The organism is Marinitoga arctica (genome assembly GCF_054657315.1).
In genome coordinates, this window is the sequence record NZ_BAAHYY010000024.1 from 1 (window position 1) to 22,662 (window position 22,662).

20 protein-coding genes, 1 tRNA gene and 1 riboswitch are annotated in these 22,662 nt (G+C 26.0%); of the genes, 20 read left to right on the forward strand and 1 reads right to left on the reverse strand.

Going from position 1 to position 22,662, the window contains the following annotated elements:
* The first annotated feature begins 89 nt into the window (after positions 1–89).
* The 10 genes from ACYQ44_RS07385 (at position 90) to ACYQ44_RS07430 (ending at position 8,822) form a co-directional block, all read left to right on the forward strand.
* Positions 90–180: transfer RNA gene (locus ACYQ44_RS07385), tRNA-Ser, on the forward strand.
* Between the two features lie 264 nt (positions 181–444).
* Positions 445–617: riboswitch (Lysine riboswitch) on the forward strand.
* Between the two features lie 72 nt (positions 618–689).
* A complete protein-coding gene (locus tag ACYQ44_RS07390; RefSeq protein WP_459996350.1) occupies positions 690–1,667 on the forward strand; it encodes an aspartate-semialdehyde dehydrogenase in 978 nt (325 codons plus the stop codon).
* Positions 1,668–1,688: 21 nt separating this feature from the next.
* Positions 1,689–2,915: a diaminopimelate decarboxylase family protein gene (locus ACYQ44_RS07395; RefSeq protein WP_459996351.1), complete on the forward strand. Its 1,227-nt coding sequence runs from the start codon at positions 1,689–1,691 to the stop codon at positions 2,913–2,915.
* Positions 2,908–3,783, forward strand: a complete 876-nt coding sequence (gene dapA, locus ACYQ44_RS07400) for a 4-hydroxy-tetrahydrodipicolinate synthase (protein WP_459996352.1) — start codon at positions 2,908–2,910, stop codon at positions 3,781–3,783. The genes ACYQ44_RS07395 and dapA overlap by 8 nt, the downstream gene beginning before the upstream one ends.
* Positions 3,780–4,436, forward strand: coding sequence for a 4-hydroxy-tetrahydrodipicolinate reductase (locus tag ACYQ44_RS07405; RefSeq protein ID WP_459996353.1), 657 nt, complete (start codon positions 3,780–3,782; stop codon positions 4,434–4,436). The genes dapA and ACYQ44_RS07405 overlap by 4 nt, the downstream gene beginning before the upstream one ends.
* Position 4,437: 1 nt before the next feature.
* A complete protein-coding gene (gene dapD / locus ACYQ44_RS07410; protein ID WP_459996354.1) occupies positions 4,438–5,130 on the forward strand; it encodes a 2,3,4,5-tetrahydropyridine-2,6-dicarboxylate N-acetyltransferase in 693 nt (230 codons plus the stop codon).
* Between the two features lie 8 nt (positions 5,131–5,138).
* Positions 5,139–6,329 carry an aspartate kinase gene (locus tag ACYQ44_RS07415; protein ID WP_459996355.1) on the forward strand — a complete coding sequence of 397 codons (1,191 nt, stop codon included), beginning with the start codon at positions 5,139–5,141 and terminating at the stop codon, positions 6,327–6,329.
* The gene (locus ACYQ44_RS07420; protein WP_459996356.1) at positions 6,326–7,462 is read left to right on the forward strand and encodes an aspartate aminotransferase family protein; all 1,137 of its coding nucleotides are present in this window, start codon (positions 6,326–6,328) and stop codon (positions 7,460–7,462) included. Before ACYQ44_RS07415 ends, ACYQ44_RS07420 begins: the two co-directional genes overlap by 4 nt.
* Positions 7,459–8,562, forward strand: a complete 1,104-nt coding sequence (locus tag ACYQ44_RS07425) for an amidohydrolase (RefSeq protein WP_459996357.1) — start codon at positions 7,459–7,461, stop codon at positions 8,560–8,562. Before ACYQ44_RS07420 ends, ACYQ44_RS07425 begins: the two co-directional genes overlap by 4 nt.
* Positions 8,563–8,672: 110 nt before the next feature.
* Positions 8,673–8,822 carry a hypothetical protein gene (locus ACYQ44_RS07430; protein ID WP_459996380.1) on the forward strand — a complete coding sequence of 50 codons (150 nt, stop codon included), beginning with the start codon at positions 8,673–8,675 and terminating at the stop codon, positions 8,820–8,822.
* 427 nt (positions 8,823–9,249) lie between these two features.
* Here ACYQ44_RS07430 and ACYQ44_RS07435 read toward each other — a convergent pair whose 3' ends face one another.
* Entirely contained in the window at positions 9,250–10,047 is a 798-nt protein-coding gene (locus ACYQ44_RS07435; RefSeq protein ID WP_459996358.1) for a diguanylate cyclase domain-containing protein, read from the reverse strand.
* Positions 10,048–10,238: 191 nt separating this feature from the next.
* On the opposite strand from ACYQ44_RS07435, the gene ACYQ44_RS07440 reads away from it, so the two are divergent.
* The 10 genes from ACYQ44_RS07440 to ACYQ44_RS07485 all read left to right on the forward strand — a co-directional run bounded on the left by ACYQ44_RS07440 (position 10,239) and on the right by ACYQ44_RS07485 (position 22,654).
* Entirely contained in the window at positions 10,239–11,951 is a 1,713-nt protein-coding gene (locus ACYQ44_RS07440; protein WP_459996359.1) for a M3 family oligoendopeptidase, read from the forward strand.
* A 45-nt stretch (positions 11,952–11,996) separates the two neighbouring features.
* Positions 11,997–13,208 (forward strand): alpha/beta hydrolase-fold protein, encoded by a 1,212-nt coding sequence (locus ACYQ44_RS07445; RefSeq protein WP_459996360.1) that lies wholly within the window; start codon positions 11,997–11,999, stop codon positions 13,206–13,208.
* An 11-nt stretch (positions 13,209–13,219) separates the two neighbouring features.
* Positions 13,220–14,368, forward strand: a complete 1,149-nt coding sequence (locus ACYQ44_RS07450) for an MFS transporter (RefSeq protein WP_459996361.1) — start codon at positions 13,220–13,222, stop codon at positions 14,366–14,368.
* A 55-nt stretch (positions 14,369–14,423) separates the two neighbouring features.
* Positions 14,424–15,809, forward strand: coding sequence for an amidase family protein (locus ACYQ44_RS07455; protein ID WP_459996362.1), 1,386 nt, complete (start codon positions 14,424–14,426; stop codon positions 15,807–15,809).
* A gap of 112 nt (positions 15,810–15,921) precedes the next feature.
* Positions 15,922–16,602, forward strand: coding sequence for a response regulator transcription factor (locus ACYQ44_RS07460; protein WP_459996363.1), 681 nt, complete (start codon positions 15,922–15,924; stop codon positions 16,600–16,602).
* Positions 16,592–17,986 carry a sensor histidine kinase gene (locus tag ACYQ44_RS07465; RefSeq protein WP_459996364.1) on the forward strand — a complete coding sequence of 465 codons (1,395 nt, stop codon included), beginning with the start codon at positions 16,592–16,594 and terminating at the stop codon, positions 17,984–17,986. The genes ACYQ44_RS07460 and ACYQ44_RS07465 overlap by 11 nt, the downstream gene beginning before the upstream one ends.
* A gap of 4 nt (positions 17,987–17,990) precedes the next feature.
* Positions 17,991–18,752, forward strand: coding sequence for a DUF3919 family protein (locus ACYQ44_RS07470; protein ID WP_459996365.1), 762 nt, complete (start codon positions 17,991–17,993; stop codon positions 18,750–18,752).
* Between the two features lie 97 nt (positions 18,753–18,849).
* Positions 18,850–19,833 (forward strand): ABC transporter substrate-binding protein, encoded by a 984-nt coding sequence (locus ACYQ44_RS07475; RefSeq protein WP_459996366.1) that lies wholly within the window; start codon positions 18,850–18,852, stop codon positions 19,831–19,833.
* Between the two features lie 39 nt (positions 19,834–19,872).
* Positions 19,873–21,564 (forward strand): ABC transporter permease, encoded by a 1,692-nt coding sequence (locus ACYQ44_RS07480; RefSeq protein ID WP_459996367.1) that lies wholly within the window; start codon positions 19,873–19,875, stop codon positions 21,562–21,564.
* A 10-nt stretch (positions 21,565–21,574) separates the two neighbouring features.
* Positions 21,575–22,654 carry an ABC transporter ATP-binding protein gene (locus tag ACYQ44_RS07485; RefSeq protein ID WP_459996368.1) on the forward strand — a complete coding sequence of 360 codons (1,080 nt, stop codon included), beginning with the start codon at positions 21,575–21,577 and terminating at the stop codon, positions 22,652–22,654.
* Positions 22,655–22,662 lie beyond the last annotated feature (8 nt).

Below are 22,662 nucleotides of genomic sequence, written 5' to 3' on the forward strand. Positions count from 1 at the left end.
AAATTAATAATAAATTTTAATTTTGTTTATTTTAATTGGTTGACTAAATTAAAAAGATATGATAAAATACTTTGGAAGTTGATATAAACGGAGAGGTGGCCGAGCGGTCTAAGGCGCACGCCTGGAGAGCGTGTGATGGGCAAAACCCATCCGTGGGTTCAAATCCCACCCTCTCCGCCAAAAAGAGCAGTGATACTGCTCTTTTTTTATTTGTAATTTTGTGATATAATAGAAAAAAGTTGAGGAGGTTTAAAATGACATTTTTTGAAAGATGGAAAATGAGATGTCCAATAATAAGATTTATTGAAAAATTAAGAATGAGAAAAGTAAAGATTAAGGTTAATAAATTAAAGTTGAAATAAATGTATTAACATTTATTTCTTTTTTTTGAAATATTAAATTAAAATTTTTTTGATAAACTACGGCAAAAGTTAATATGTTTTACGAACAAACGGAGGCGCAACCGAGATGAGTAATCTACCTATCGCTGGGGTAGGCTTGAGGTGGATGAAAGGCGAGGTTGCCGAAGGGTGTAAGATTTACCCGTCTTACATGCCTGGTTGTATAGGGAATACCTATATGACTGTCGCGTAAAATCGCGGAGAGCCGTTTGGAATAATTGATTATTATATTATTTCAAATAAGGCCTTCCGTGTTATCGGAAGGCCAATTTTGTTAGGAGGGAGAAGATGAAAGTTGGTATTGTTGGAGCAACTGGTGAAGTTGGAAGAACTATGGTTAAAGTATTAGAAGATTTAGATGTTAATGTTACAAAATTAAAACTTTTTGCAAGTAAAAAATCTGAAGGCAAAGAAATAAAATTTAAAAATAAAAGTTATTATGTAGAAGAGTTAACTGAAGATAAAATGAAAGATAAATATGATTATTTACTTTTTTCTGCTGGTTCTTCTGTTTCGAGGATATTTGCATCAATTGCAGCTGAATATGGAAATGTTGTTATTGATAATTCTTCTGCATTTAGAATGGAAAAAGATATTCCCTTAGTTGTACCCGAAATAAACGGAAATATTATAAAAAATTATAGAGGTATTATAGCAAATCCTAATTGTTCAACTATTCAAATGGTTTTAGCTTTATCAAAAATACAAGAAAAATTAGGCATTTCTGAAATATTTGTGAGTACATATCAAGCAGTATCAGGTGCTGGAAATAAAGGTATTCAAGAATTATTAAATCAAATAAATGGAATGGACGTTATTAGTCATTTTCCAGAAAAAATTATGAATAATGTTATTCCTCAAATAGGACATATAGAAGAAAATGGTTTTACACAAGAAGAAATGAAAATGGTTAATGAAACAAGGAAGATTTATAATGATTATAGCATAAATGTTTATCCAACAGCAGTAAGAGTACCAGTTTTATACGGGCATTCAGAAAGCGTAACTTTTAGGACAAAGAAAAAAACAACTTTATTAGAAATCAAAGAATTAATTGAAAACACTAAAAATGTTGTATATACAGATAATTTGATTACTCCAATAAATGTTGCGGGTTCTGATATTACATATGTTTCTAGATTAAGAAAAATGGATGAATATACATTTTTAATGTGGATTGTTGCAGATAATGTAAGAGTAGGTGCCGCTACCAATGCGGTAAGAATATTATTAAAGCATTTTGAGTTGAATCATAGAGCTTTATAATTTAATGAAATGAGGGGAAATATGAAAAAAATACCTTTTTATATAGGTGAATTATTAAAGGATTATCCAACACCTTTTTATGTTTATGATCAAGAAGGGATTATAGATTCTGTAAAAAAATTAAAAAGAGCTTTTTCTTGGTGTCTATTCAAAGAATATTTTGCTGTAAAAGCAACACCAAATCCATATATTTTGAAAATATTAAAAGATAATGATTGTGGAACTGATTGTAGTTCTTTAGCCGAATTATATTTATCTGAAATGGTTGGTTTAAAAAGTGAAGAAATTTTATTTACATCAAATAATACACCATTAGAAGAATATAAAAAGGCATATGATTTAGATGCAATAATAAATTTTGATGACATAGGGCATATTCCAAAATTTGTGAACAAAATTGGAATCCCAAAAATTGCTTCAATTAGATATACACCAAGAAATGCATATGGAACTGAGATAATAGGTAATCCGTTAGATTCAAAATTTGGAATGCCATATGAAAAACTAATAGAGGGTTATAAGTTTTTGAAAAATTTAGGGGTACGAAGATTTGGTTTGCATGCAATGATAGTTTCTAATACGTTAGATATTGATTTAATTACAAAAAATACAGAAATAATCTTTAAAACCGTTGATAAAATATCAAGAAAATTAAATATTGAGTTTGAATTTATTGATATAGGTGGTGGATTTGGAATACCTTATAGACCTGAAGAAAAAGAGATGGATATAACCTTATTGAGCAAAAATATTCAGGAAATATATGATGTATATTTTAAAAATTTTAAACCAAAAATATTTACAGAAAATGGAAGATACATAACTGGACCTCATGGTTATTTAATAACAAAAGTTTTACATATAAAAGAAAGCTATAAAACATATATAGGTGTAGATGCGAATATGGCAAATTTAATGAGACCAGGATTATATGGGCCAAATAAAGCATATCATCATATAACAGTATTAGGAAAAAGCGGCATTCAAAAAAGATATGATGTAGTTGGTTCATTATGTGAAAACAATGATAAGTTTGCTATTGATAGAGAATTGCCAGAAATTGAAGAAGGAGATATATTAATAATACATGATGTTGGGGCACATGGACATTCAATGGGATTTAATTATAATGGAAAATTGAGATCAGCAGAATTTTTATATGATGGAAAGTATTTTAAAATGATAAGAAGAGCTGAAACATTAGATGATTATTTTTCAACAATAAAAAGGGGGGATTTTTATGTTTAAAGGTGTAGCAACAGCAATAATAACGCCATTTGATGAGAATTATGAGGTTGATTACAAAGCGTTAGAAGAATTTATTCTTTTTCAATTAAATTATGTAGATGGTTTGGTTGTATTAGGTACTACTGGAGAAGCACCAACAATAGATGAAAAAGAACGAGAAAAAATTGTATCTAAAGTAGTAGAATTAACAAATAAAAAAGTTCCTGTGATTGTTGGTACAGGTTCGAATAATCCAAAACATGTGTTATATAATAACAAATTAGCAGAAAAATCAGGAGCAGACGGTTTGCTTATAGTTAGTCCTTATTATAACAAGTCAACACAAAAAGGTTTAGTTGAATATTTTTCATATGTAGCTCAAAGAACAGAATTACCAATAATACTATATAATGTACCTTCGAGAACAGGAGGTAATATTTTACCAGATACAGCAATAGAGATTTTTGAAAAGAATAAAAATGTAATCGGAATAAAAGAAGCAAGTGGTAATATTTCTCAAATTGCTGAATTAATTTCGAAAAAACCAGAAGATATGTTAGTTTATTCAGGGAATGATGATCAGGCCTTACCTTTGATGTCATTAGGGGGAGATGGTGTAATCTCAGTTTTTTCAAATGTTTTGCCAAAACAAATGAAAGAGTTAACTGAAGCCATATTAAATAATAATTATAAGAAGGCACAAAAAATAAATAAAAAATATAATATTTTAATGAGAAAGCTGTTTGTTGAAGTGAACCCAATTCCTGTTAAATACGCCGTTTCAAAACTGGGTTATTGTAAAAATATTTTGAGATTACCTTTAATTCCTATTAGTGAAAATGGCAAAGTTATTATTGATAATTTATTTGAGGAGTTGAATATATTATGAAATATGGAATAATAGGGAGAAATGGAAGAATGGGAAATGAAATATTTAGTTTATTTTCTGAAAAAGGGCATAATTTAGTATTTTCATACGATAAAAAAGGTGAAAATTTTTTAGAAACTCCAGAAGTTTTAATAGATTTCTCATTACCAGAGGCTTTCGAAAAAGTAATAGAGTATGTTGAAAAATTTAGGTGTCCTTTAATTATAGGAACAACCGGACTAAGCGAAGATCAAATAAATAAGTTAAAAGAATTATCTCAAACAATACCTATAGTTCAAAGTTATAATTTTTCATTAGGAGTTCAGGTTTTGCTAAAATTGGTAAAATTAGCGGATAAATTATTAGATGATGTTGATATAGAAATAACAGAAAGTCATCATAGGTTTAAAAAAGACAAACCGTCTGGTACTGCAAAAATGATTAAGGAAGCCTTAAATAAAGAAGTTAATATTTCATCTTTAAGATTAGGAAATATACCTGGAGATCATACAATATATTTTGGAAATTTGGGAGAAGTTATAACAATATCTCATAGAGCATTGTCTAGAAGAACATTTGCAGCTGGAGTTTTGAAATCTGCAGAGTTTGCTTTAAAAGCTGTTGCGGGTTTTTACACATTTCACGATATTTTTGAATTAACAAAGGAGGAATAAAATGGATTCATACGAAATTATTGAATATATAGCTAAAGCAAAAAAAGTTACACCGATAAAAGTTTATTTAAGAGGAGATTTAAGAAATATACCTTTTGATGAATATTATGGCGATAATAAATCTGGAGTATTATTTTGTGAGCTTTCTGAATTTGAAAAATTTCTTGAAAAAAATAGAGAAAGAGTAGAAAAATATAGAATTGAAATGGATAGGAAAAATTCAGCAATTCCATTGTTAGATCTAAAAAAGATTAATGCAAGGATTGAGCCCGGAGCAATAATTAGAGATTTAGTTGAAATAGGGGATAATGCTGTAATTATGATGGGTGCTGTTATAAATATAGGAGCAAAAATAGGTAAAAAAACAATGATAGATATGAATGTTGTAATAGGTGGAAGAGCCCAGATTGGGGATAATTGTCATATTGGTGCAGGTTCCGTTATAGCTGGTGTTATTGAACCACCAAGTGCAGATCCTGTTGTAATAGAAGATAATGTTTTAATTGGAGCCAATGCAGTTATTTTAGAAGGTGTAAGAATTGGAAAAGGATCTGTTGTTGCAGCTGGTTCTGTTGTTACAAAAAATGTAGAATCGTATACTGTAGTAGCAGGTGTTCCTGCAAAGATAATAAAAAAAGTAGATGAAAAAACAAAAGATAAAACAAAATTATTAGATGAATTAAGAAATTTGTAGGTGATAAAATGAATATAGTAGTACAGAAATATGGAGGATCTTCAGTTGCTGATTCAGAAAAAGTAAAATTTGTTGCAAGAAAAATTAAAAATAAGGTATTAGAAGGTAATAAAGTTATTGTTATAGTTTCTGCGATGGGAAAAACAACAGATAATTTAATAAAATTAGCAAAAGAGGTTTCAGAAAAACCTCATCCCAGAGAATTAGATATGTTATTAACAACCGGAGAACAGATATCTGTTTCTTTGTTGTCAATGGCATTAAATGATTTAAAGATTAAAACAAAGTCATTAAATGCATTTCAGGCCGGTATTTTTACAACATCTGATTTCAACAATGCAAGAATTCAAAAATTTAAAACCAATAAAATATTACAATTATTGAATACATATGATGCTTTAGTGATAACAGGATTTCAAGGTATTACAGAAGAAGGTGATTATACTACATTGGGTAGAGGAGGATCAGATACATCAGCAGTAGCAATAGCTGCAGCTTTAGACGCTAAATGTGAGATTTATAGTGATTTTCCTGGTATCTTTACTTTTGATCCAAGAAGACATCCAAATGCAAAAAAAATAAAGTATGTTACTTATGATGAAATGTTAGAAATGTCGAGCCTTGGTGCAAAGGTATTACATAGCAGAGCTGTTGAAGTCGCAAAAAAATATAATATAACTGTTTATTGTGCTTCAACTTTTTTAGAAGAGGAGGGGACATATGTGGTTGCAGATAATATTGAAAATCCTGTTGTTACAGGTATGAGTGTAATGGAAAATCAAACGCAGGTTACAATAACAAATTTACCTTTTAATCATGCTATTATATATAATATTTTTGATAAAATTGCCCAAAAAGGTTTTAATGTTGATATGATTTCTATAATTAATATAAATAATAAGTTGAATGTATCTTTTACTATAATTGAAGAAGAGATGGAACATTTCGATAAATATTTAAAAGAGGCTTTAGTTGAATTTGATGATTCACAAATTACATATGAACACGGTTATGTAAAAGTTTCTGTAGTAGGTATAGGTATGAAAACAGAAAAAGGAGTTGCTTCACGTTTTTTTAAGGCATTGGAAGATATTCCTCTAAGAATGGTTACAACTTCTGAAATAAAAATATCATGTTTATTGGAGAAGAAATATGCTGAACAAGCAATAAAAGCATTAACGAGGGAGTTTGAATTATGATATTAAAGATATATGATTATTTTAATATAGATATTGATTATGCAAAAGGAATATATATATATTCAAAAGAAGGTAAAAAATATATAGATTCTTTTTCTGGTATTGGAGTATTATCTTTTGGTCATTCAAATGAAAAATTAATTAATGCCATGCAAAATAAAATGAAAAGATATATGCATTTATCTAATTTCTATTTAGATGAAGATGCAGAATGGGTTGCAAATAAATTAGTCGAATTTACAAATAAGAATGGTGCAGTATTTTTTACCAATTCAGGTACAGAATCTACAGAAGCAGCATTAAAAGCAATAAAAAAAATATCATCTAAAGAAAAAAATAAAATCATTTATTTTAAGAATGGTTTTCACGGAAGAACTTTAGGATCATTATCAATTAATGGATTTGAAAATTTAAAAGCGCCTTTTAGACCATTATTACCTTATTGTAAAGAATTCGAATTTAATGATGTGGATGGTTTTGATGACTATATGAAGTATCATAGTGAAGAAGTCATAGCTGTATTTGTTGAAGCTATACAAGGATCTGGTGGAGTAATGCCTATTACAGAAGAATTTTCAAATGTATTAAATAAATATCATAATGAAAAAAAATTTATTTTAGTATGCGATGAGGTTCAAGCAGGATTAGGAAGAACAGGAAAAATTTTTGCATATGAACATTTCGGATTAAATCCTGATATAATTACTATAGGAAAATCGTTGGGTGGAGGATTGCCATTAGGTGTAACTATATTTTTAAATAACACTGCAAATATTTTAAAACCAGGTGATCATGGATCTACCTTTGCACCAAATCCTATTGCTTTAGCAGGAGCAAGATATGTATTAGAAAATTTACCAAATATATTAAATGAAGTCTCTAAAAAAGGAACTTATTTAAAAAACAAATTAGAAAATATGAATACTTTTAAAATTGCAGATATAAGAGGAAAAGGATTAATGATTGGTATTGAGTTAGATGAGTCATACCCTGACTTAAGAGGAAATGCTTTTAAAAGAGGATTATTATTAAATGTCATTTCCAATAACAGTGTAATTAGATTATTACCGGCTTTAAATATCTCTTATGAGGAGATAGATGAAATCATTAAAATATTGGAGGAATTATTATGATATCTCCTATTGAAATAAGACATATATTACATCAAAACCCTGAATTGGGATTTAAAGAGTTTAAAACAACGCAAATATTAGAAAATGCTATTAATAAATTGAAAGAACATTATAATATTAATATTGAAATATTAAAGCCTTTAGAAACTGGTTTGGTAATAAAGTATCAACCAGTTGAAAAAAATGAATTTGTTCTTTTTAGAGCAGATATAGACGCTTTGCCGATAAAAGAAAAAAATAATATTAATTTCAAATCACAAAATGAAAATATGCATGCTTGCGGTCATGATATTCATATGTCCATATTATATGGATTAATTAAATTTGTGTTTGAAAATAAAATTCAAAAAAATATTTTATTTTTATATCAACCTGCTGAAGAGGGTGGAGGAGGAGCTAAAAAAGTAATTGACTCAGGTGTTTTTGATAGTTTTAATATAATAAAGGCTTATGCTTTACATGTTACTGATGAATATGAAAAAGGAGTAATAGCTACATCAAAAGGTGTATTATTTGCTTCTGCGGTTGAAATAGATATAGAATTTTTTGGAAAAAATTCTCATATAGCATTTCCGCAAGATGGGAAAAATGCATTAAATGCTTTAAGAATATTTTTAGATTCTGTTGAAAAAATACCAGAAGATCCTGTAAAAACATTAATTTTTGGTATTGGTAAAGTTTCTTCAGGTGAAGTAAGAAATGTTATACCAGCTTATAGCAAAATAGAGGGAAGTATCAGATCTTTGAGTTTAGACCATACTAAAGAATATATTAATAAATTGGGAAAAATATTAAAATCAATTAAAGAAATGCTAGATGTGGATTATAAGATTACTTTAGGTTCGCAATATAAAGAAGTTATTAACGATGAAAAAGTATATAAAGAATTTTTAGAAAAGATAAAAGATAAATATAAAATAATAGATTGTGGATATAAAATGACAGGAGAAGATTTTGGATTTATAGCAGAAAAATATCCTTCTTTGATGTTTTGGTTAGGTACTAAAACAAATAAAAAAGTAGGATTACATTCCCCTGATTTTTTGCCTGACGATGATGTAATTAATATTGGTATTGATATATTTAAGAAATTACTGTGAAATGGCTATTAACCATAATTTTTTGTTTTAATCAAAGAAATTGTATATTAGTAATATAAAATTTTTGACTTATATAAAATCAGCTATTTTTAATAACAAGAATTGAAATTATTTCGCTTGATGGATTACCAGGAAATCTTAATATCGAATCCATGAAAGATGGAATATCAGAGATACGTAATAAAGTTATTGCTCGATTTTTTAAAGAAATGATGTTGAAAAATTTTGAATGTAAAAAAAAGAAAAGTCAACATATATAAAAAACATTTACAACAGTTTTTTAGTTTTTAAATTATAAATTAATATATCAGATGATTAAATAATTATATATAATTCAAAAAATCTAAATACCAAAAAATTAGAAATTTTTATAGTCATGTACATCTAAATACCATCAGTTGCATTAATTAGATGAAAGCAAATGTTTTGTTTGTAGTTTATGCCAGAGTAGATATTTTGCTAGTGTAATTAATGAGAATATATCAATAAAAATATGACCCTTAAAGCGACATATAAAGAAAAACAATTAAAGAAATATCGTTGATATTATTTTTAATGTAATTAATAATTGGTATGGAATTTCCATACCAATTATATTTATTATATTATTAAGAAACAGATTATTAATTTTTATATCCCCTCATCAATAAAGAGGCCAAAATACATGGTTTGTATTATACTAGAGAGCTATATTAATTTAAAAGTGTTTCTACCTTCTTTTTTTGCATCAATCATAGCTTTATAAGAGCTATTATAAACATCATTACTTAATAGGGAATATTCAGTGATTCCTATACTTGCTGTTATCTGAATATTTTTATTTTCATAAACAAATGGTTTTTTAATATTTTCTAAAATTTTTTCAGAAATTTCTTTTGCTGTTTTTTTATCAGCATTTTTTAACACAAAAATGAATTCATCTCCACCTAATCTTTCAATATTTTCAGCTTTTTTATTTTCATAGTCAATATTTTCATTATTTAAAACTTCTTTTATTCTTTCAGGAATTTTTGATAGAACTAAATCACCAAATCTTCTTCCATATATTTTATTGATATTTGCAAATTTATCAATATCAATAAGCAATAAATAATTTTTATTTTCCATAATAATATCCCCTCCATTTAAAGTTATAGGTTTAAACAACAGTACGTTTATTTTTTTCTTTCTAACTTCACTAGGACATAATCCGAATTCTTTTTTGAATGCTCTTGAATATGATTCATATGTATTATATTGATATTTGATAGCAATTTCTAAAATATTCATATTAGAATTAAGCAAATCATATACAGACTGCGAAAGTCTCCTTTTTCTGATATATTCTTTAATGCTCATACCAACAATTAAATTAAACAATTTATATAGATAAGATAATGAAAAATTTGAATATTCAGCAATATCTTCTAAAGAAAAATCATTTGATATATTTTCTTCTATAAATTCTAATGCAGAATTTATACTCTTCAGTATATAATTTTCCATAATCCCCCTCCTTTGTGGCGCCACAATAAAATTATATACTAAATAAAATAAAAATACATGATTTTTTTTCTACAAATATTTTTTAGTAATATAATTACTAAAAAAAAGTCCTGTAATTATTATTTTGTAAAAAAATAATAATAGTGTATAATTATAATTAGTATAACTAACAAAAAAAGGAGGTAATTTAAATGATTATTACAAATGAAAAAATAGAAAAAAAACCAAGGAAATTTTATAACAAAGAGATTGACTTAAATGATTGGAATATTGTAAAAAATGAATTAGAAAGTTTGTTAGCTGAAGAAATAAATTCAGTTGATGATTTATTAAAATTTTTAGAAAAGTGGTCTGAATTTGATGCTATTCTTTCTGAAGAAATGGCATGGAGATATATTAGAATGACATGTGATACAAAAGAAGAAAATTCAAAAGCATTTAATGAATTTTATGCTAAAATAGTTTCTCCCGCAAGTGAATATGACTTTTTGCTAAAAAAGAAATTTTATGATTCACCATATAGAAAAGATTTAAAAGGTGAGAGTTATGAGCATATGAATAGATTAATATCTAGAGATATAGAAATTTTCAGAAAGGAGAATCTTCCTTTAAAGGTAAAAGAACAGAAATTATCTTCAAAATATGGAGAAATAATTTCGAAAATAACTGTTAAATATGATGGAGAGGAAAAAACATTATCTCAAATGGGTATCTATCTGAAAAATCCAGATCGAAAAATCAGAGAAGAAGCCTGGAGATTGATAAACACTGCTGTTTTAGAATATTATGAAGAATTAGAAAAATTATTTGATGAATTAAAAAATATAAGAATTCAAATCGCTAAAAATGCAGGTTATGATAATTATAGAGATTATATGCATGATGCTAAAAGAAGGTTTGATTTTAAACCAGAAGATTTATATGAATTTCATAGTGCTGTAGAAAAGACAGTTGTTCCAGCATTGAAAAAACTTAATAATGAAAGAAAAGAAAAATTAAAACTAGATACATTAAGACCTTGGGATACAGAAGTTGATGTTGATGGAAAAATATTAAAACCATTTAAAAAAGAAGAAGAATTTATTGAGAAAGCCATAAAAATTCTATCGAAAGTTGATGTTGATTTTGCTAAGAATCTTGAAAAAATGAAAAATACAGGTTTTTTAGATCTTGTTAATAGAAAAGGTAAAGCACCAGGAGGTTATAACTATCCATTAAATGAAACTGGAGCAGCCTTCATTTTTATGAATGCTGTTGGCTTACATAGAGACGTAAAAACATTATTACATGAATCCGGACATGCACAGCACACTTTTTATTCGAAAGATATCCCTATTTCAATACTAAAAGATTTTCCAAGTGAAGTGGCCGAATTAGCTTCAATGTCCATGGAATTACTAACTTTAGAATATTTGGATGAATATTATAATAATCCTGAAGATTTAAAAAAAGCAAAAAAAGAGCAATTAGAAGGCACATTGAAAATATTACCTTGGGTTATGATTGTAGACGCTTTTCAACATTGGATTTATACTTACCCAAATCATACAATTGAAGAAAGAGACGAATATTTTGCATCTTTAATGGAAAGATTTAATACAGGAATAGACTGGGCTGATTTAGATAAAGAAAAAAGGACAAGATGGTTGAGACAATTACATATATTTGAAGTACCATTTTATTATATTGAATATGCTATGTCACAATTAGGAGCAATAGCAGTTTATAAGAATTATAAAGAAAATGGTGAAAAAGCTATTGAACAATATAAAAACTTCTTAAGTTCTGGATTTAAATATCCTGTTAGAAAATTATACGAAATAGCTGGTATAAAATTCGATTTTTCTGAAAAATATATATCTGAATTGGTAGAATTTATTATGAATGAAATAGAATCATTATAATAATTATGGGCGGTAAATTCCGCCCAATTTAAATAGGTGAATAATATGAAAAAAAGAAAATATATTTTAGCGATTTTAATTTTATTTATTTCATCATGTTCAATACAAAAATCTAAAAATAATGTATTACCGATGAAAAATAATTTTTATACAGTAACTATTATTATAGAAAAAGTTCCTAATTATACACCTAAAAATGATGATATTTTCATTTCAGGAAATTTTAATAAATGGAATCCTGGCGAAAATAAATTTAAACTTAAATACATTAATGGTAGATATCAAATTACTTTAAAAGCAAAAAAAGGTGAATCAATTCAATTTAAATTTACACGAGGAAATTGGGAGAGTGTAGAAAAAGGAAAAGAAGGTGAAGAAATCCCTAATAGGATATATACGTTTAAAGAAAAAAACAAAAAAATTAATATTATTATTCATAATTGGAGGGATTTTGTGGAAAAAGGAAAAGGAACTGTAGCGCATACAATTACGGGTAACGTAAAAATAATAGATGACTTTTATTTAAAAGAATTGGATAAAAAAAGAAGAATATGGATTTATTTACCTCCAGATTACAATGCTTCTAACAAAAGATATCCTGTTTTATATATGCATGATGGTCAGAATATTTTTGACAAAGCAACTTCATTTTCAGGTGAGTGGGGTGTTGATGAAACATTAGAAAAATTGTTTAAAAAAGGAAAAACTAACGGCATAATAGTTGTAGCTGTAGATAATAGTGGAATAGATAGATTAAATGAATATTCTCCTTGGAAGTGGGAAAACACAGATATTAAAATAGCAAAAAATCAGGGTGGTAAAGGAGATGCATATATTGATTCTATTGTTAAATCATTAAAACCGTATATTGATAGTAATTACAGAACTATACCTGAAGATAATGGGATAATGGGAAGTTCAATGGGAGGATTAATATCATTATATGGAGCCTTAAAATATCCTGATATATTCAAAAAAGTTGGAGCGTTATCATCAGCATTTTGGTATGCAGATAGAAAAATATTTGATTATGTAAAAGAAAAAAGGTTTGTTGGGGATATTAAAATATATTTATATGTTGGAGGAAAAGAAGGAGAAAATCCTGAAATATATAAAAATGATACTATTGAAATGAAAAAAATACTAGATAACTTTGGATATAAAACAAATATATTACTAGATGATTTTGGGATTCATAATGAATCATATTGGTCAAAACATTTTGAAGAAATTTTCTTGTGGTTATATAACAAATAGAGGAGGAAAATATGAAAAAATCTGAATTAATATTTGGTTTTAGTAGTTTTTATTTATTTGGATATTCATTAATAATGACTAGTTCTTTAATACCAGTTATAGAAAAAACATATTCTATTGATCATTCTTTAGTGGGATTAGCTTTATCTTTAGGATCAATTGGTTTTATGCTTTCTTCGCTATTATATGGATATTTTTTAGAAAAGTATAATGCATTTAATACAATATTATCTGGTGTGTTGATATTTTTATTGGGTAATTTTTTAATGTTAGTTATGAATTCATATATATATATGATATTGGGTGTATTTTTTATTAATTTTGGTGGAGGAGCTTTAGAGATATCTGTCCCATTTTTAATTGGAGTGTCTGGTGATGGAAAAAAGGGAAGAATTTTAAACTTATTACATTCTGCATTTGCTGTTGGAGCTTTGACAAGTCCTATAGCTTCATCTATTATCTTGAAATATAGTGATTTTTGGAAAGGTACTTTTTTAATTGCGGTATTAATGAATTTTATACCTCTGATATCTTTAATATTAGTTAAAAAAGAAATTGACTTATTACATGGCAATTATTTGTTAGAAGAAAAAAAATCTTCAAAAAATATTTTTAACTTATCATTAGTCATAATAGTTTTAGCGTTATCTACATATGTTGGATATGAAATGAATTTTTCATCATGGATAGCAGCATTTTTATACGAATACAGAAATTTTAGCATTTCTACTTCAGCATTATATCCATCATTTTTATGGATTGGGTTATTTATTGGAAGAGCATTTTTATCAAGTTTTCCTGAAAAAATAGGATATAAAAAATGGTTGATGATAGTTGTTCCTTTTTCATTGGTTTTTTCAATTTTTACAGTTTTTTTAGGGAAAAACATTATTATTTCATCAATTGGTACTATATTAACAGGAATAGGATTTGCAACAACTTATCCTACAATTCAAGCTTTAATTGTAGAAAAATATAAGAAAAATAAAGGTATAGCACTGAGTATTTCATCAGCTACTACTTCAATTGTTTCTGGCGGTTTTTCGTATATAATTGGAATTGTTGGAAGTACTTTTGGATTGCTATATGGCTTCTTTGTCATTATAGGATTAAATATCTTGGAATTATTATTTATTTTCTTAATTAATGAAAATACATAATTATCCCAAGATTTTGTTGTATATTCAAAAATAAAATTTTAAAGTAGGTGAAAATATGGAATTGTTGAATTTAACTATAGAAAAAGTAAATAAATTATTTAATGAAAATAAATTAAATAGTGTGGAATTAGTAGAGTTTTATTTAGAGAGAATATCCAAATATAGCCACTTAAATGCTGTTTTAGAAATTAATCCAGATGTTATATTTATAGCTCAAAAACTAGATTTGGAAAGAAAAAAAGGAAAAGTTAGAAGTAATCTTCATGGTGTTCCTATAATTATTAAAGGTAATATTGATACTAATGATAAAATGCAAACAACAGCTGGTGTAAAAGCTTTAGAAGGGAACTATGCCAGAGAAGATGCGTATTTAGTAAAATTATTAAGAAAATCTGGAGCAATTATTTTAGGTAAGGCTAATTTAACAGAATTTGCTAATTTTGTATCTTTTAATATGAAAAATGGGTATTCAACATTAGGAGGTCAAACAAAAAATCCGTATGGAGATTTTGATACAGGAGGTTCTAGCTCGGGATCAGCGGTAGCCGTAGCAGCAGATTTATGTTTGGCAGCAATAGGGACAGAGACTTCAGGCTCTATATTATCTCCAAGTAGTTCAAATTCATGTGTGGGATTAAAACCAACAACAGGTTCAATTAGTAGAAGTGGTATTATTCCTATTTCTTATACACAAGATACGGCAGGTCCTATAACCAGAACAGTACAAGATGCTTATGAAATATTTAAAATATTATCTAAATATGACAAAAAAGATATTTCTACTTATATAGTAAAAGATTATAAGCCGAAATTTAATGAAATAAAAGATTATAGTGGGATGATTTTCGGTTATTCTGAAGACCATTTAAAGTGGCTAGAAGACGAAAAAAAAGATGCATTTTTTGAAGCGCTGAAAAAAGTTGAGAAATTGGGTGGAAAAGTAATTAAAGTAAAATTTGAGAATTTAGACAAAATAAATAATATCAATGTTCTCTATTATGAGTTTAAACATGGAATAAATAATTATCTAAAAGATAAAACTTTAAAAGTAAAAGCATTGAATGATATTATAAAATATAATTATAAAAATCCGAGAGCAATAAAGTATGGGCAAAATATTTTGATTAAATCAGATGGAACTGATATAAGAGATAGAGAATATATAGAAAGCTTGTTAAATGATAGAAAGTATTCAAGAAAACTTGGCATTGATAAAGTAATGGATGAGTATAATTTGACATCTTTACTTTTTCCTGCTAACTATGGAGCAGGAATTAGTGCGAAAGCTGGATACCCTTCAATTACCGTTCCAGCTACATATATAAATGGAGAACCTTTTGGCTTGACTTTTACATCAAAATTTTTAGAAGAGGAAAAACTTTTTTCTTTGGCAAATTTATTTGAAAATAAATATCCAATAAGAGAATTACCAAAAATATAATCCCGTTAATTGGGGTTATATTTTTTTGTTTATAAGATAAAGTTAGTTGGAAATTTGAAACTAAAAATTATTAATGATATAATAAAGATAAGTAAAATAATGGGGGTAGGGTATGAAAATTCTTATTATAGAAGATGAAGATAGTATTAGATATTTAATAAAAATGAATTTAATACTTGAAAATTTTGAAGTTTTAACTGCGAAAAATGGTAAAGAGGGGGTTGAGCTATTTAATAATGACTATCCTGATTTAGTCATATTAGATTTGATGCTTCCAGATGATGATGGATTTAATTTACTAAAAAATTTTCAAAAATTAAATAATGATATTCCTATTATTATTTTAACAGCTAAAAATACACAAAATGATAAATTACTAGGATTAGAATTGGGAGCAGATGATTATATAACAAAGCCATTTGATAGTAAAGAATTAATTTTAAGAATTAAAAATATTTTAAAAAGAATAAAAAAATCCGAATTAAAAGACGATTTAATAAAAATCGGTCCTTTTAAAATTGAGAAAAGTTCAAGAATTTTTTTTATAGATAATAAAGAGATTTATTTAACAAAAAAAGAATTTAATCTAATGTCTGTGTTTTTAGAAAAATATGGAAAAGTGTTATCTAGAGATTATTTACTGCAAAAATTATGGGATTTTGATGTGAATGTGGATACTAGAGCTGTAGATATGGTGGTTCAAAGATTGAGAAAAAAATTGGGAAATTACGGAAAATATATTACTTCATTATATGGTGTTGGATATAAATTTGAGGTGAATAATGAAAAATAGTATAAGAAATGAAATATTATTATTAAATATTTCATTTCAAGTATTTTTTATTATAATAATTTTTATTATTACATTATATTCATTTCAAAAAAGTATATTTAATAATTTAATTGAAAAAATGACTACATATAGTCAAGAAAGTCAGATTATGATAATGAAAGAATTAAATGGGAAAAAATATTCTGAAGTTTTTGATATTTTAAAAAGAATAGCTCCATTTTATTCTGAATTAATTTCAAAAAAATATGATGTAGACGTTGAAATTTATGACATTCAAAAAAAATTATTAAATAACAATTTATCAAATAAAAAGTATTTCATTTATCTAGATTTACATTATGCTATTAATGGAATGAAAAATTATATTTTCAAAAAAGATGAAAATAATATTTTATTTTTTACTAGTCCAATTTTTTTTAATAATGAAACTATAGGGGCCATCAGATTCATATATAATATGAAAGAAGAAATGAATTTATATAATAATATAAAAATATCATTATTTTTTCTAGGGATATTGTCTATTATTATATTAACTATTTTAAATTATATTTTTTCTACTTCTTTGATAAGACCAATTAAAACTTTAATAAATGAATCTGAAAAAGTTTCCCAAGGAAACTTTAATGTTAGAATTGAGTTAGAAAGTAATTATGAAATAAATTCATTAGTCAATTCTTTTAATAAGATGATTGATAAAATAGAGCATTACATTGAATCATTAAAAAAAGAGAAACAAAAACAAAAAAATTTTATTGATAATATGACTCATGAGTTTAAAACACCAATAACTTCTATATTAGGGCACGCAGAATTAATACCAAAACTTAAAAATGAAAAAGATAGAGCTATATCTATTAATTACATTATTTCTGAAGGTAACAGACTGCTAAATTTAGTCGAAGAATTATTGTATGTTTCTAAATTAAATAAAAATTCCTTTGTATTTGATTTTAAAATATATAATATAAAAACAATTATTAATGAGTGTTTAAATATTATGAATCCAAAATTTAAAAAATATTCTATAAAAATATATACTAATATTTTAGATAAAAAAATACTCTTAGATTTTGAAAAAATAAAAGAAGTTATATTAAACATTTTAGATAATGCAATAAAACATAGCCAATGTGATACTATAAAAATTTATTCATACAGTAAAAATAATATGTATTTTTTGATAATTGAAGATAATGGAATTGGTATTTCAAATATTGAAAATTTATTCAATCCATTTATGACAAAAAAGAAAGGGAAAAGTTTTGGTATTGGATTATGTGTTTCAAAAGAAATAATAAAAAAACATAATGGGGAAATTCATATTGATTCTGAATTAAATACTGGAACAAGAGTATACATTAGTATACCAGAAAAAGAGTGATATGATGATTAATAAATTACTAAAATATTATCTGTTGGTATTTTCTGGAATTATATTATTAATATTTTTTGGTTTTTTTATATTAAATAAAATATATGATAAAAATTTTTTTGTAAAAGATAATGATGAATTAATTGAAAAGTTTTCCTCTAACATACCAATAAATATAGAAATATATTATGATGATTTACCAAAGGTAAAACTGGATTCATCTGACAAAATAATTAAAATATGGAATATAATATCTAACATGCCTAAATTTAATTATATTGAAAAAGAAAACTTAAATTCAATATATGGTTATATATATTTTTTAAACAATGAAAAAAAGTATTTTGAAATATCAAAAAATCTAATTATAGATAACTTAATTTATGGTTATGAAAATGATTCAAATATAAATTTTATTAGATCTTATTTTGAAGAGATAATATTTTCTCCGGAAAATATCTCTAAATTATTTAATAGTGAAAGTAATATAATTATTTTCAATAATTCTAGAGGAAAATATTTAAATAATGTGTTAGATATATCAGAAATTAAATCAATTTTTAATAATTCTAAAAAAATTATAGAAGCTAAATTATTAGGTCATATTTTGGAAAATAATAAAACTCCATTATTCACTATAAAAATTTTAAGAGAGAAAAAAGAACTAATAATTTTAAACATTCTTTCCGAAAAATACTTCAGTGTTTACTACAAAAATCGCTTCTTATATCTTTTAGAAGGTAAAATATACTCTTACCTAAAAAACATATTTTAATTTTTATTACAATTTTAATACATTTATGATGATTTTTTAATTCATTTTAGAATTAAAATAATATTGTTATATTATCTTAATATAGGGGGGAAATGAAATGAAAAAGGTATTTTTGTTTTTAGTTATAGTTTTGATGTTAAGTGTGTCATTTGCTGAACTTATTGTTTATAGTAGTGTTGATGAAGCAAATGCAAGAAAAATTTTAAATGCATTTTCAAAAGAAACAGGTATAAATGTAAAATATGTATTTTTATCATCTGGTCCTGCATTAGCAAGGCTTGAAGCAGAAAAAAATAACCCTAAAGCTGATGTTTGGTTTGGATCACCTATGCCAAATCATATTATTGCAAAAGATAAAGGTTTAACTGAACCATATAAAACATTGAGTGTATATGGAATAACTCCTAATTTTTATGATGTTGATGGATATTATCATGCATTTTATATGAATCCATTGGGTATAGGTGTTAACTTGAAAGTATTAGAACAACTTAAAGCAGATTTGCCAAAAAGTTGGATGGATTTATTAAAACCTGAATATAAAAATATGATTCAATATCCAAGTCCTCAAACTTCTGGAACAGCCTATGCATTTATTATGGGATTGTTATCTATATATGGAGAAGATGGAATGATAGATTATTTGAAAAAATTAGCAGTTAATGTTCAATCATATACTCAAAGCGGAACAGGGCCTTCCAAATCTGTTGGAGTAGGGCAAGCAGGATTAGGAATTCAGTTTACACCAGCATTTTTCCAATTTAAAGAACAAGGATATCCTATAGAGGTTGTATTCCCTGAAGAAGGAGTTCCATATGAAGCTGCATGTGTTTCATTAGTAAAAGGTGCTAAAAATAAATATGAAGCAAAAGTTTTAATTGATTGGTTATTATCAAAAAAAGGACAACAAGTTATAGTGGATGAAAAAACCTTCTTTTATCCTGTAAGATCAGATGTGAATTTTGGTTCATTACAACCATTATCTACAATAAAATTAATTACAGTAGACGAAAATTGGGCAGCACAAAATAAAAAGAGAATTGTTGATAGATGGATAAAAGAAGTTTTACCAGTTAAATAAAAAAGAGGGGGGGAATCCCCCTTTTTCGGAGGAAAGAATATGGAGATTAGAAATAAAGAATTTTCTAATAGGATGAAAAATTTAATAAAAAATCCATATATATTAATTCTTCTTGTTTTAATATTTATATCTTTATTTATTTTTATAATTTTTCCGTTGTATAAAGTATTTGCTATAAGTTTTACCGATTCAGAAAATAAATTTTCTTTTGAAGTATACAAAGAAATGTTTTCTAATAATTATATGAAACAAGGATTTAAAAATAGTATTTTAATAGCTATTTTAACAGCAGTAATTGGAACTTTTGTAGGATTTTTATATGCTTATACAATAAATAGAGCAAATATACCTTTTAAAAAATTTTTTCGAACAATTGCAATAATACCAATGGTTTTTCCACCATTTATTGGAGCAATGTCAATTATTATGCTTTTTGGATTTAATGGAATTATTTCAGCAAAAATATTTGGAATAAGAGATTTTCCTATATATGGATTGTGGGGATTAATGATTGCTCAAGTAGTCACATTTTTCCCTGTAGCTTTTATTACTTTAGATGGAGTTATATCTACGATTTCTCCTACATTAGAAGATGCTGCATTTAATTTAAAAGCCTCAAGATGGCAAGTATTTACAAAAATAATTTTACCATTATCTGTTCCGGGAATAGCTAGTACTATGTTAGTTTTATTTATAGAATCTTTAGCTGATTTTGGAAATCCTCTTATTTTAGCAGGTTCAAGATTTCCTGTTTTATCAGTTCAAGCATATCTTCAAATTACTGGTATGTTTGATTTAAAAAGTGGTGCCGCATTAGCAGTGTGGCTATTATTACCATCGTTGATAGCTTTTATTATTCAAAAATATTGGATTGGAAAGAAAAAATATATAACAGTTACTGGTAAACCTAATACATCTCAAATAAAAAGTGTAAGTAAATTTGCTAAATGGTTTCTATTTGGATTAGTATTAATTATATCTTTATTTATATTATTAATATATGTAGTTATTTTTTGGGGAGCATTTACAAAATTATGGGGTATGAGCAATGAATTTACTTTAGATAATTTTATATATGTTTTTGATGTTGGGAGAGAAGCTATAAAAGATACTTTAACAATAGCATTAACATCAACTCCTATATCGGCATTACTTGGAATGATAATAGCATTTTTAATAGTAAGAAAAACATTTCCAGGTAAAAAAACTTTAGAATTTATTTCTTTGCTTAATTTTGCAGTGCCTGGTACGGTAGTAGGTATTGGATATATTTTAGCTTTTAATTCAAAGCCATTGTTATTAACAGGTACGTTTGCAATTTTAGTTTTAAATTTTATTTTTAGATATGTACCTGTAGGTATTCAAAGTGGAATATCGTTATTAAACCAAGTAGATCCGGCTATTGAAGAAGCAGCATATACTTTAGGAGCAGATGATCGCATAGTTTTTAGTAAGATAACGTTGCCTTTAATAATTCCAGCTTTTTTTTCTGCTTTAGTATATTCATTCGTTAGAGCAATGACAGCTATAAGCGCTGCAATATTTTTAGTTTCAGCTGAATGGAATTTAATGACAGTTCAAATATTAAGCCAAACAGATTCTGGAAGATTGTCTGAAGCGTGTGCATTTTCAGTTGTATTGATTTTAATTATACTAAGTTTTGTTTTTATTTTGAAATTATTATTGAAAAATAAAATATCTTTAGTTAATAATAATTTTGCTTCTGAATAGAGGTGTAGTAATGAGTTTAGAATTAAAAAATATATATAAAGTATTTAAAAGCGGAAATATAGAAACTATAGCAGTAAAGAATTTCTCTTTAAATATAGAAAATGGTCAATTAGTAACTTTTTTAGGTCCCTCAGGCTGTGGGAAAACTACAACATTAAGAATAATTGCAGGTTTTGAAACACCTACAAATGGTGAAATAATATTAGATGGAGAGAATATTACTAATACTCCACCTAATAAAAGAGATATTTCAATGATGTTTCAAAGTTATGCATTATTTCCACATATGACAATTAAAGAAAATATTGAATTTGGTTTAAAATTAAAAAATTTAGCAAAAAAGGAAATACACGAAAAAACAAAAAAAATAATTTTATTAACAGGATTAGAAGGGTTAGAAAATAGAAGGCCTGATCAAATATCTGGAGGTCAACAACAAAGAGTAGCTTTAGCTAGGAGTTTAGTTATGGAACCTAAAGTGTTATTGTTTGATGAACCATTATCCAACTTAGATGCAAAATTAAGGGAATCTATGAGAATTGAGATTAGAAGAATTCAAAAAGAATTAAATATTACAAGTATTTATGTCACACATGATCAAATAGAAGCTATGAGTATTTCAGATATAATTGTTATTATGAACAAAGGTGAAATAATGCAAATTGGATCTCCTTTTGAAATATACGCAAAACCTAAAAATAAGTTTGTTGCAGATTTTATTGGAAAGGTAAATTTTATTGAGGGAAGAATTATAGCAATAGATGGAGAAGATATAATCATATATAATGAAGACCTTGATAAAAAATTTTATGGTGTAAGTAATTTAAATTTTAATATCAATGAAGAGGTATTAATTGTTATTAGACCTGAATCAATAGATTTCTCAGAAAAAGAGAATGTAATTTCTGGGATTATTGAAAAACCTGTTTTTTTAGGATCACATGTGGAATATAATATTAAGTTAGAAAATAATCAAGTTATTAATGGAGTGTTATATAATCCAATCGAAAATAAAATTCCATTACAGAATGAAAAAATGAAATTCTTTTTTAGTAAAAAAGCTTCTTGGATTATAAAAAGAGAAGTTTAAATTAAATA

Bases quoted from the DNA above. Each gene is read 5' to 3' on its own strand.
- ACYQ44_RS07435 (WP_459996358.1), bottom strand. From the start codon at position 10,047: ATGGAAAATTATATACTGAAGAGTATAAATTCTGCATTAGAATTTATA.
- ACYQ44_RS07420 (WP_459996356.1), top strand. From the start codon at position 6,326: ATGATATTAAAGATATATGATTATTTTAATATAGATATTGATTATGCA.
- dapD (WP_459996354.1), top strand. From the start codon at position 4,438: ATGGATTCATACGAAATTATTGAATATATAGCTAAAGCAAAAAAAGTT.
- ACYQ44_RS07465 (WP_459996364.1), top strand. From the start codon at position 16,592: ATGAAAAATAGTATAAGAAATGAAATATTATTATTAAATATTTCATTT.
- ACYQ44_RS07405 (WP_459996353.1), top strand. From the start codon at position 3,780: ATGAAATATGGAATAATAGGGAGAAATGGAAGAATGGGAAATGAAATA.
- ACYQ44_RS07480 (WP_459996367.1), top strand. From the start codon at position 19,873: ATGGAGATTAGAAATAAAGAATTTTCTAATAGGATGAAAAATTTAATA.
- ACYQ44_RS07440 (WP_459996359.1), top strand. From the start codon at position 10,239: ATGATTATTACAAATGAAAAAATAGAAAAAAAACCAAGGAAATTTTAT.
- ACYQ44_RS07485 (WP_459996368.1), top strand. From the start codon at position 21,575: ATGAGTTTAGAATTAAAAAATATATATAAAGTATTTAAAAGCGGAAAT.
- ACYQ44_RS07390 (WP_459996350.1), top strand. From the start codon at position 690: ATGAAAGTTGGTATTGTTGGAGCAACTGGTGAAGTTGGAAGAACTATG.
- ACYQ44_RS07470 (WP_459996365.1), top strand. From the start codon at position 17,991: ATGATTAATAAATTACTAAAATATTATCTGTTGGTATTTTCTGGAATT.
- ACYQ44_RS07415 (WP_459996355.1), top strand. From the start codon at position 5,139: ATGAATATAGTAGTACAGAAATATGGAGGATCTTCAGTTGCTGATTCA.
- ACYQ44_RS07425 (WP_459996357.1), top strand. From the start codon at position 7,459: ATGATATCTCCTATTGAAATAAGACATATATTACATCAAAACCCTGAA.
- ACYQ44_RS07445 (WP_459996360.1), top strand. From the start codon at position 11,997: ATGAAAAAAAGAAAATATATTTTAGCGATTTTAATTTTATTTATTTCA.
- ACYQ44_RS07475 (WP_459996366.1), top strand. From the start codon at position 18,850: ATGAAAAAGGTATTTTTGTTTTTAGTTATAGTTTTGATGTTAAGTGTG.
- ACYQ44_RS07455 (WP_459996362.1), top strand. From the start codon at position 14,424: ATGGAATTGTTGAATTTAACTATAGAAAAAGTAAATAAATTATTTAAT.
- ACYQ44_RS07450 (WP_459996361.1), top strand. From the start codon at position 13,220: ATGAAAAAATCTGAATTAATATTTGGTTTTAGTAGTTTTTATTTATTT.
- ACYQ44_RS07460 (WP_459996363.1), top strand. From the start codon at position 15,922: ATGAAAATTCTTATTATAGAAGATGAAGATAGTATTAGATATTTAATA.
- ACYQ44_RS07395 (WP_459996351.1), top strand. From the start codon at position 1,689: ATGAAAAAAATACCTTTTTATATAGGTGAATTATTAAAGGATTATCCA.
- dapA (WP_459996352.1), top strand. From the start codon at position 2,908: ATGTTTAAAGGTGTAGCAACAGCAATAATAACGCCATTTGATGAGAAT.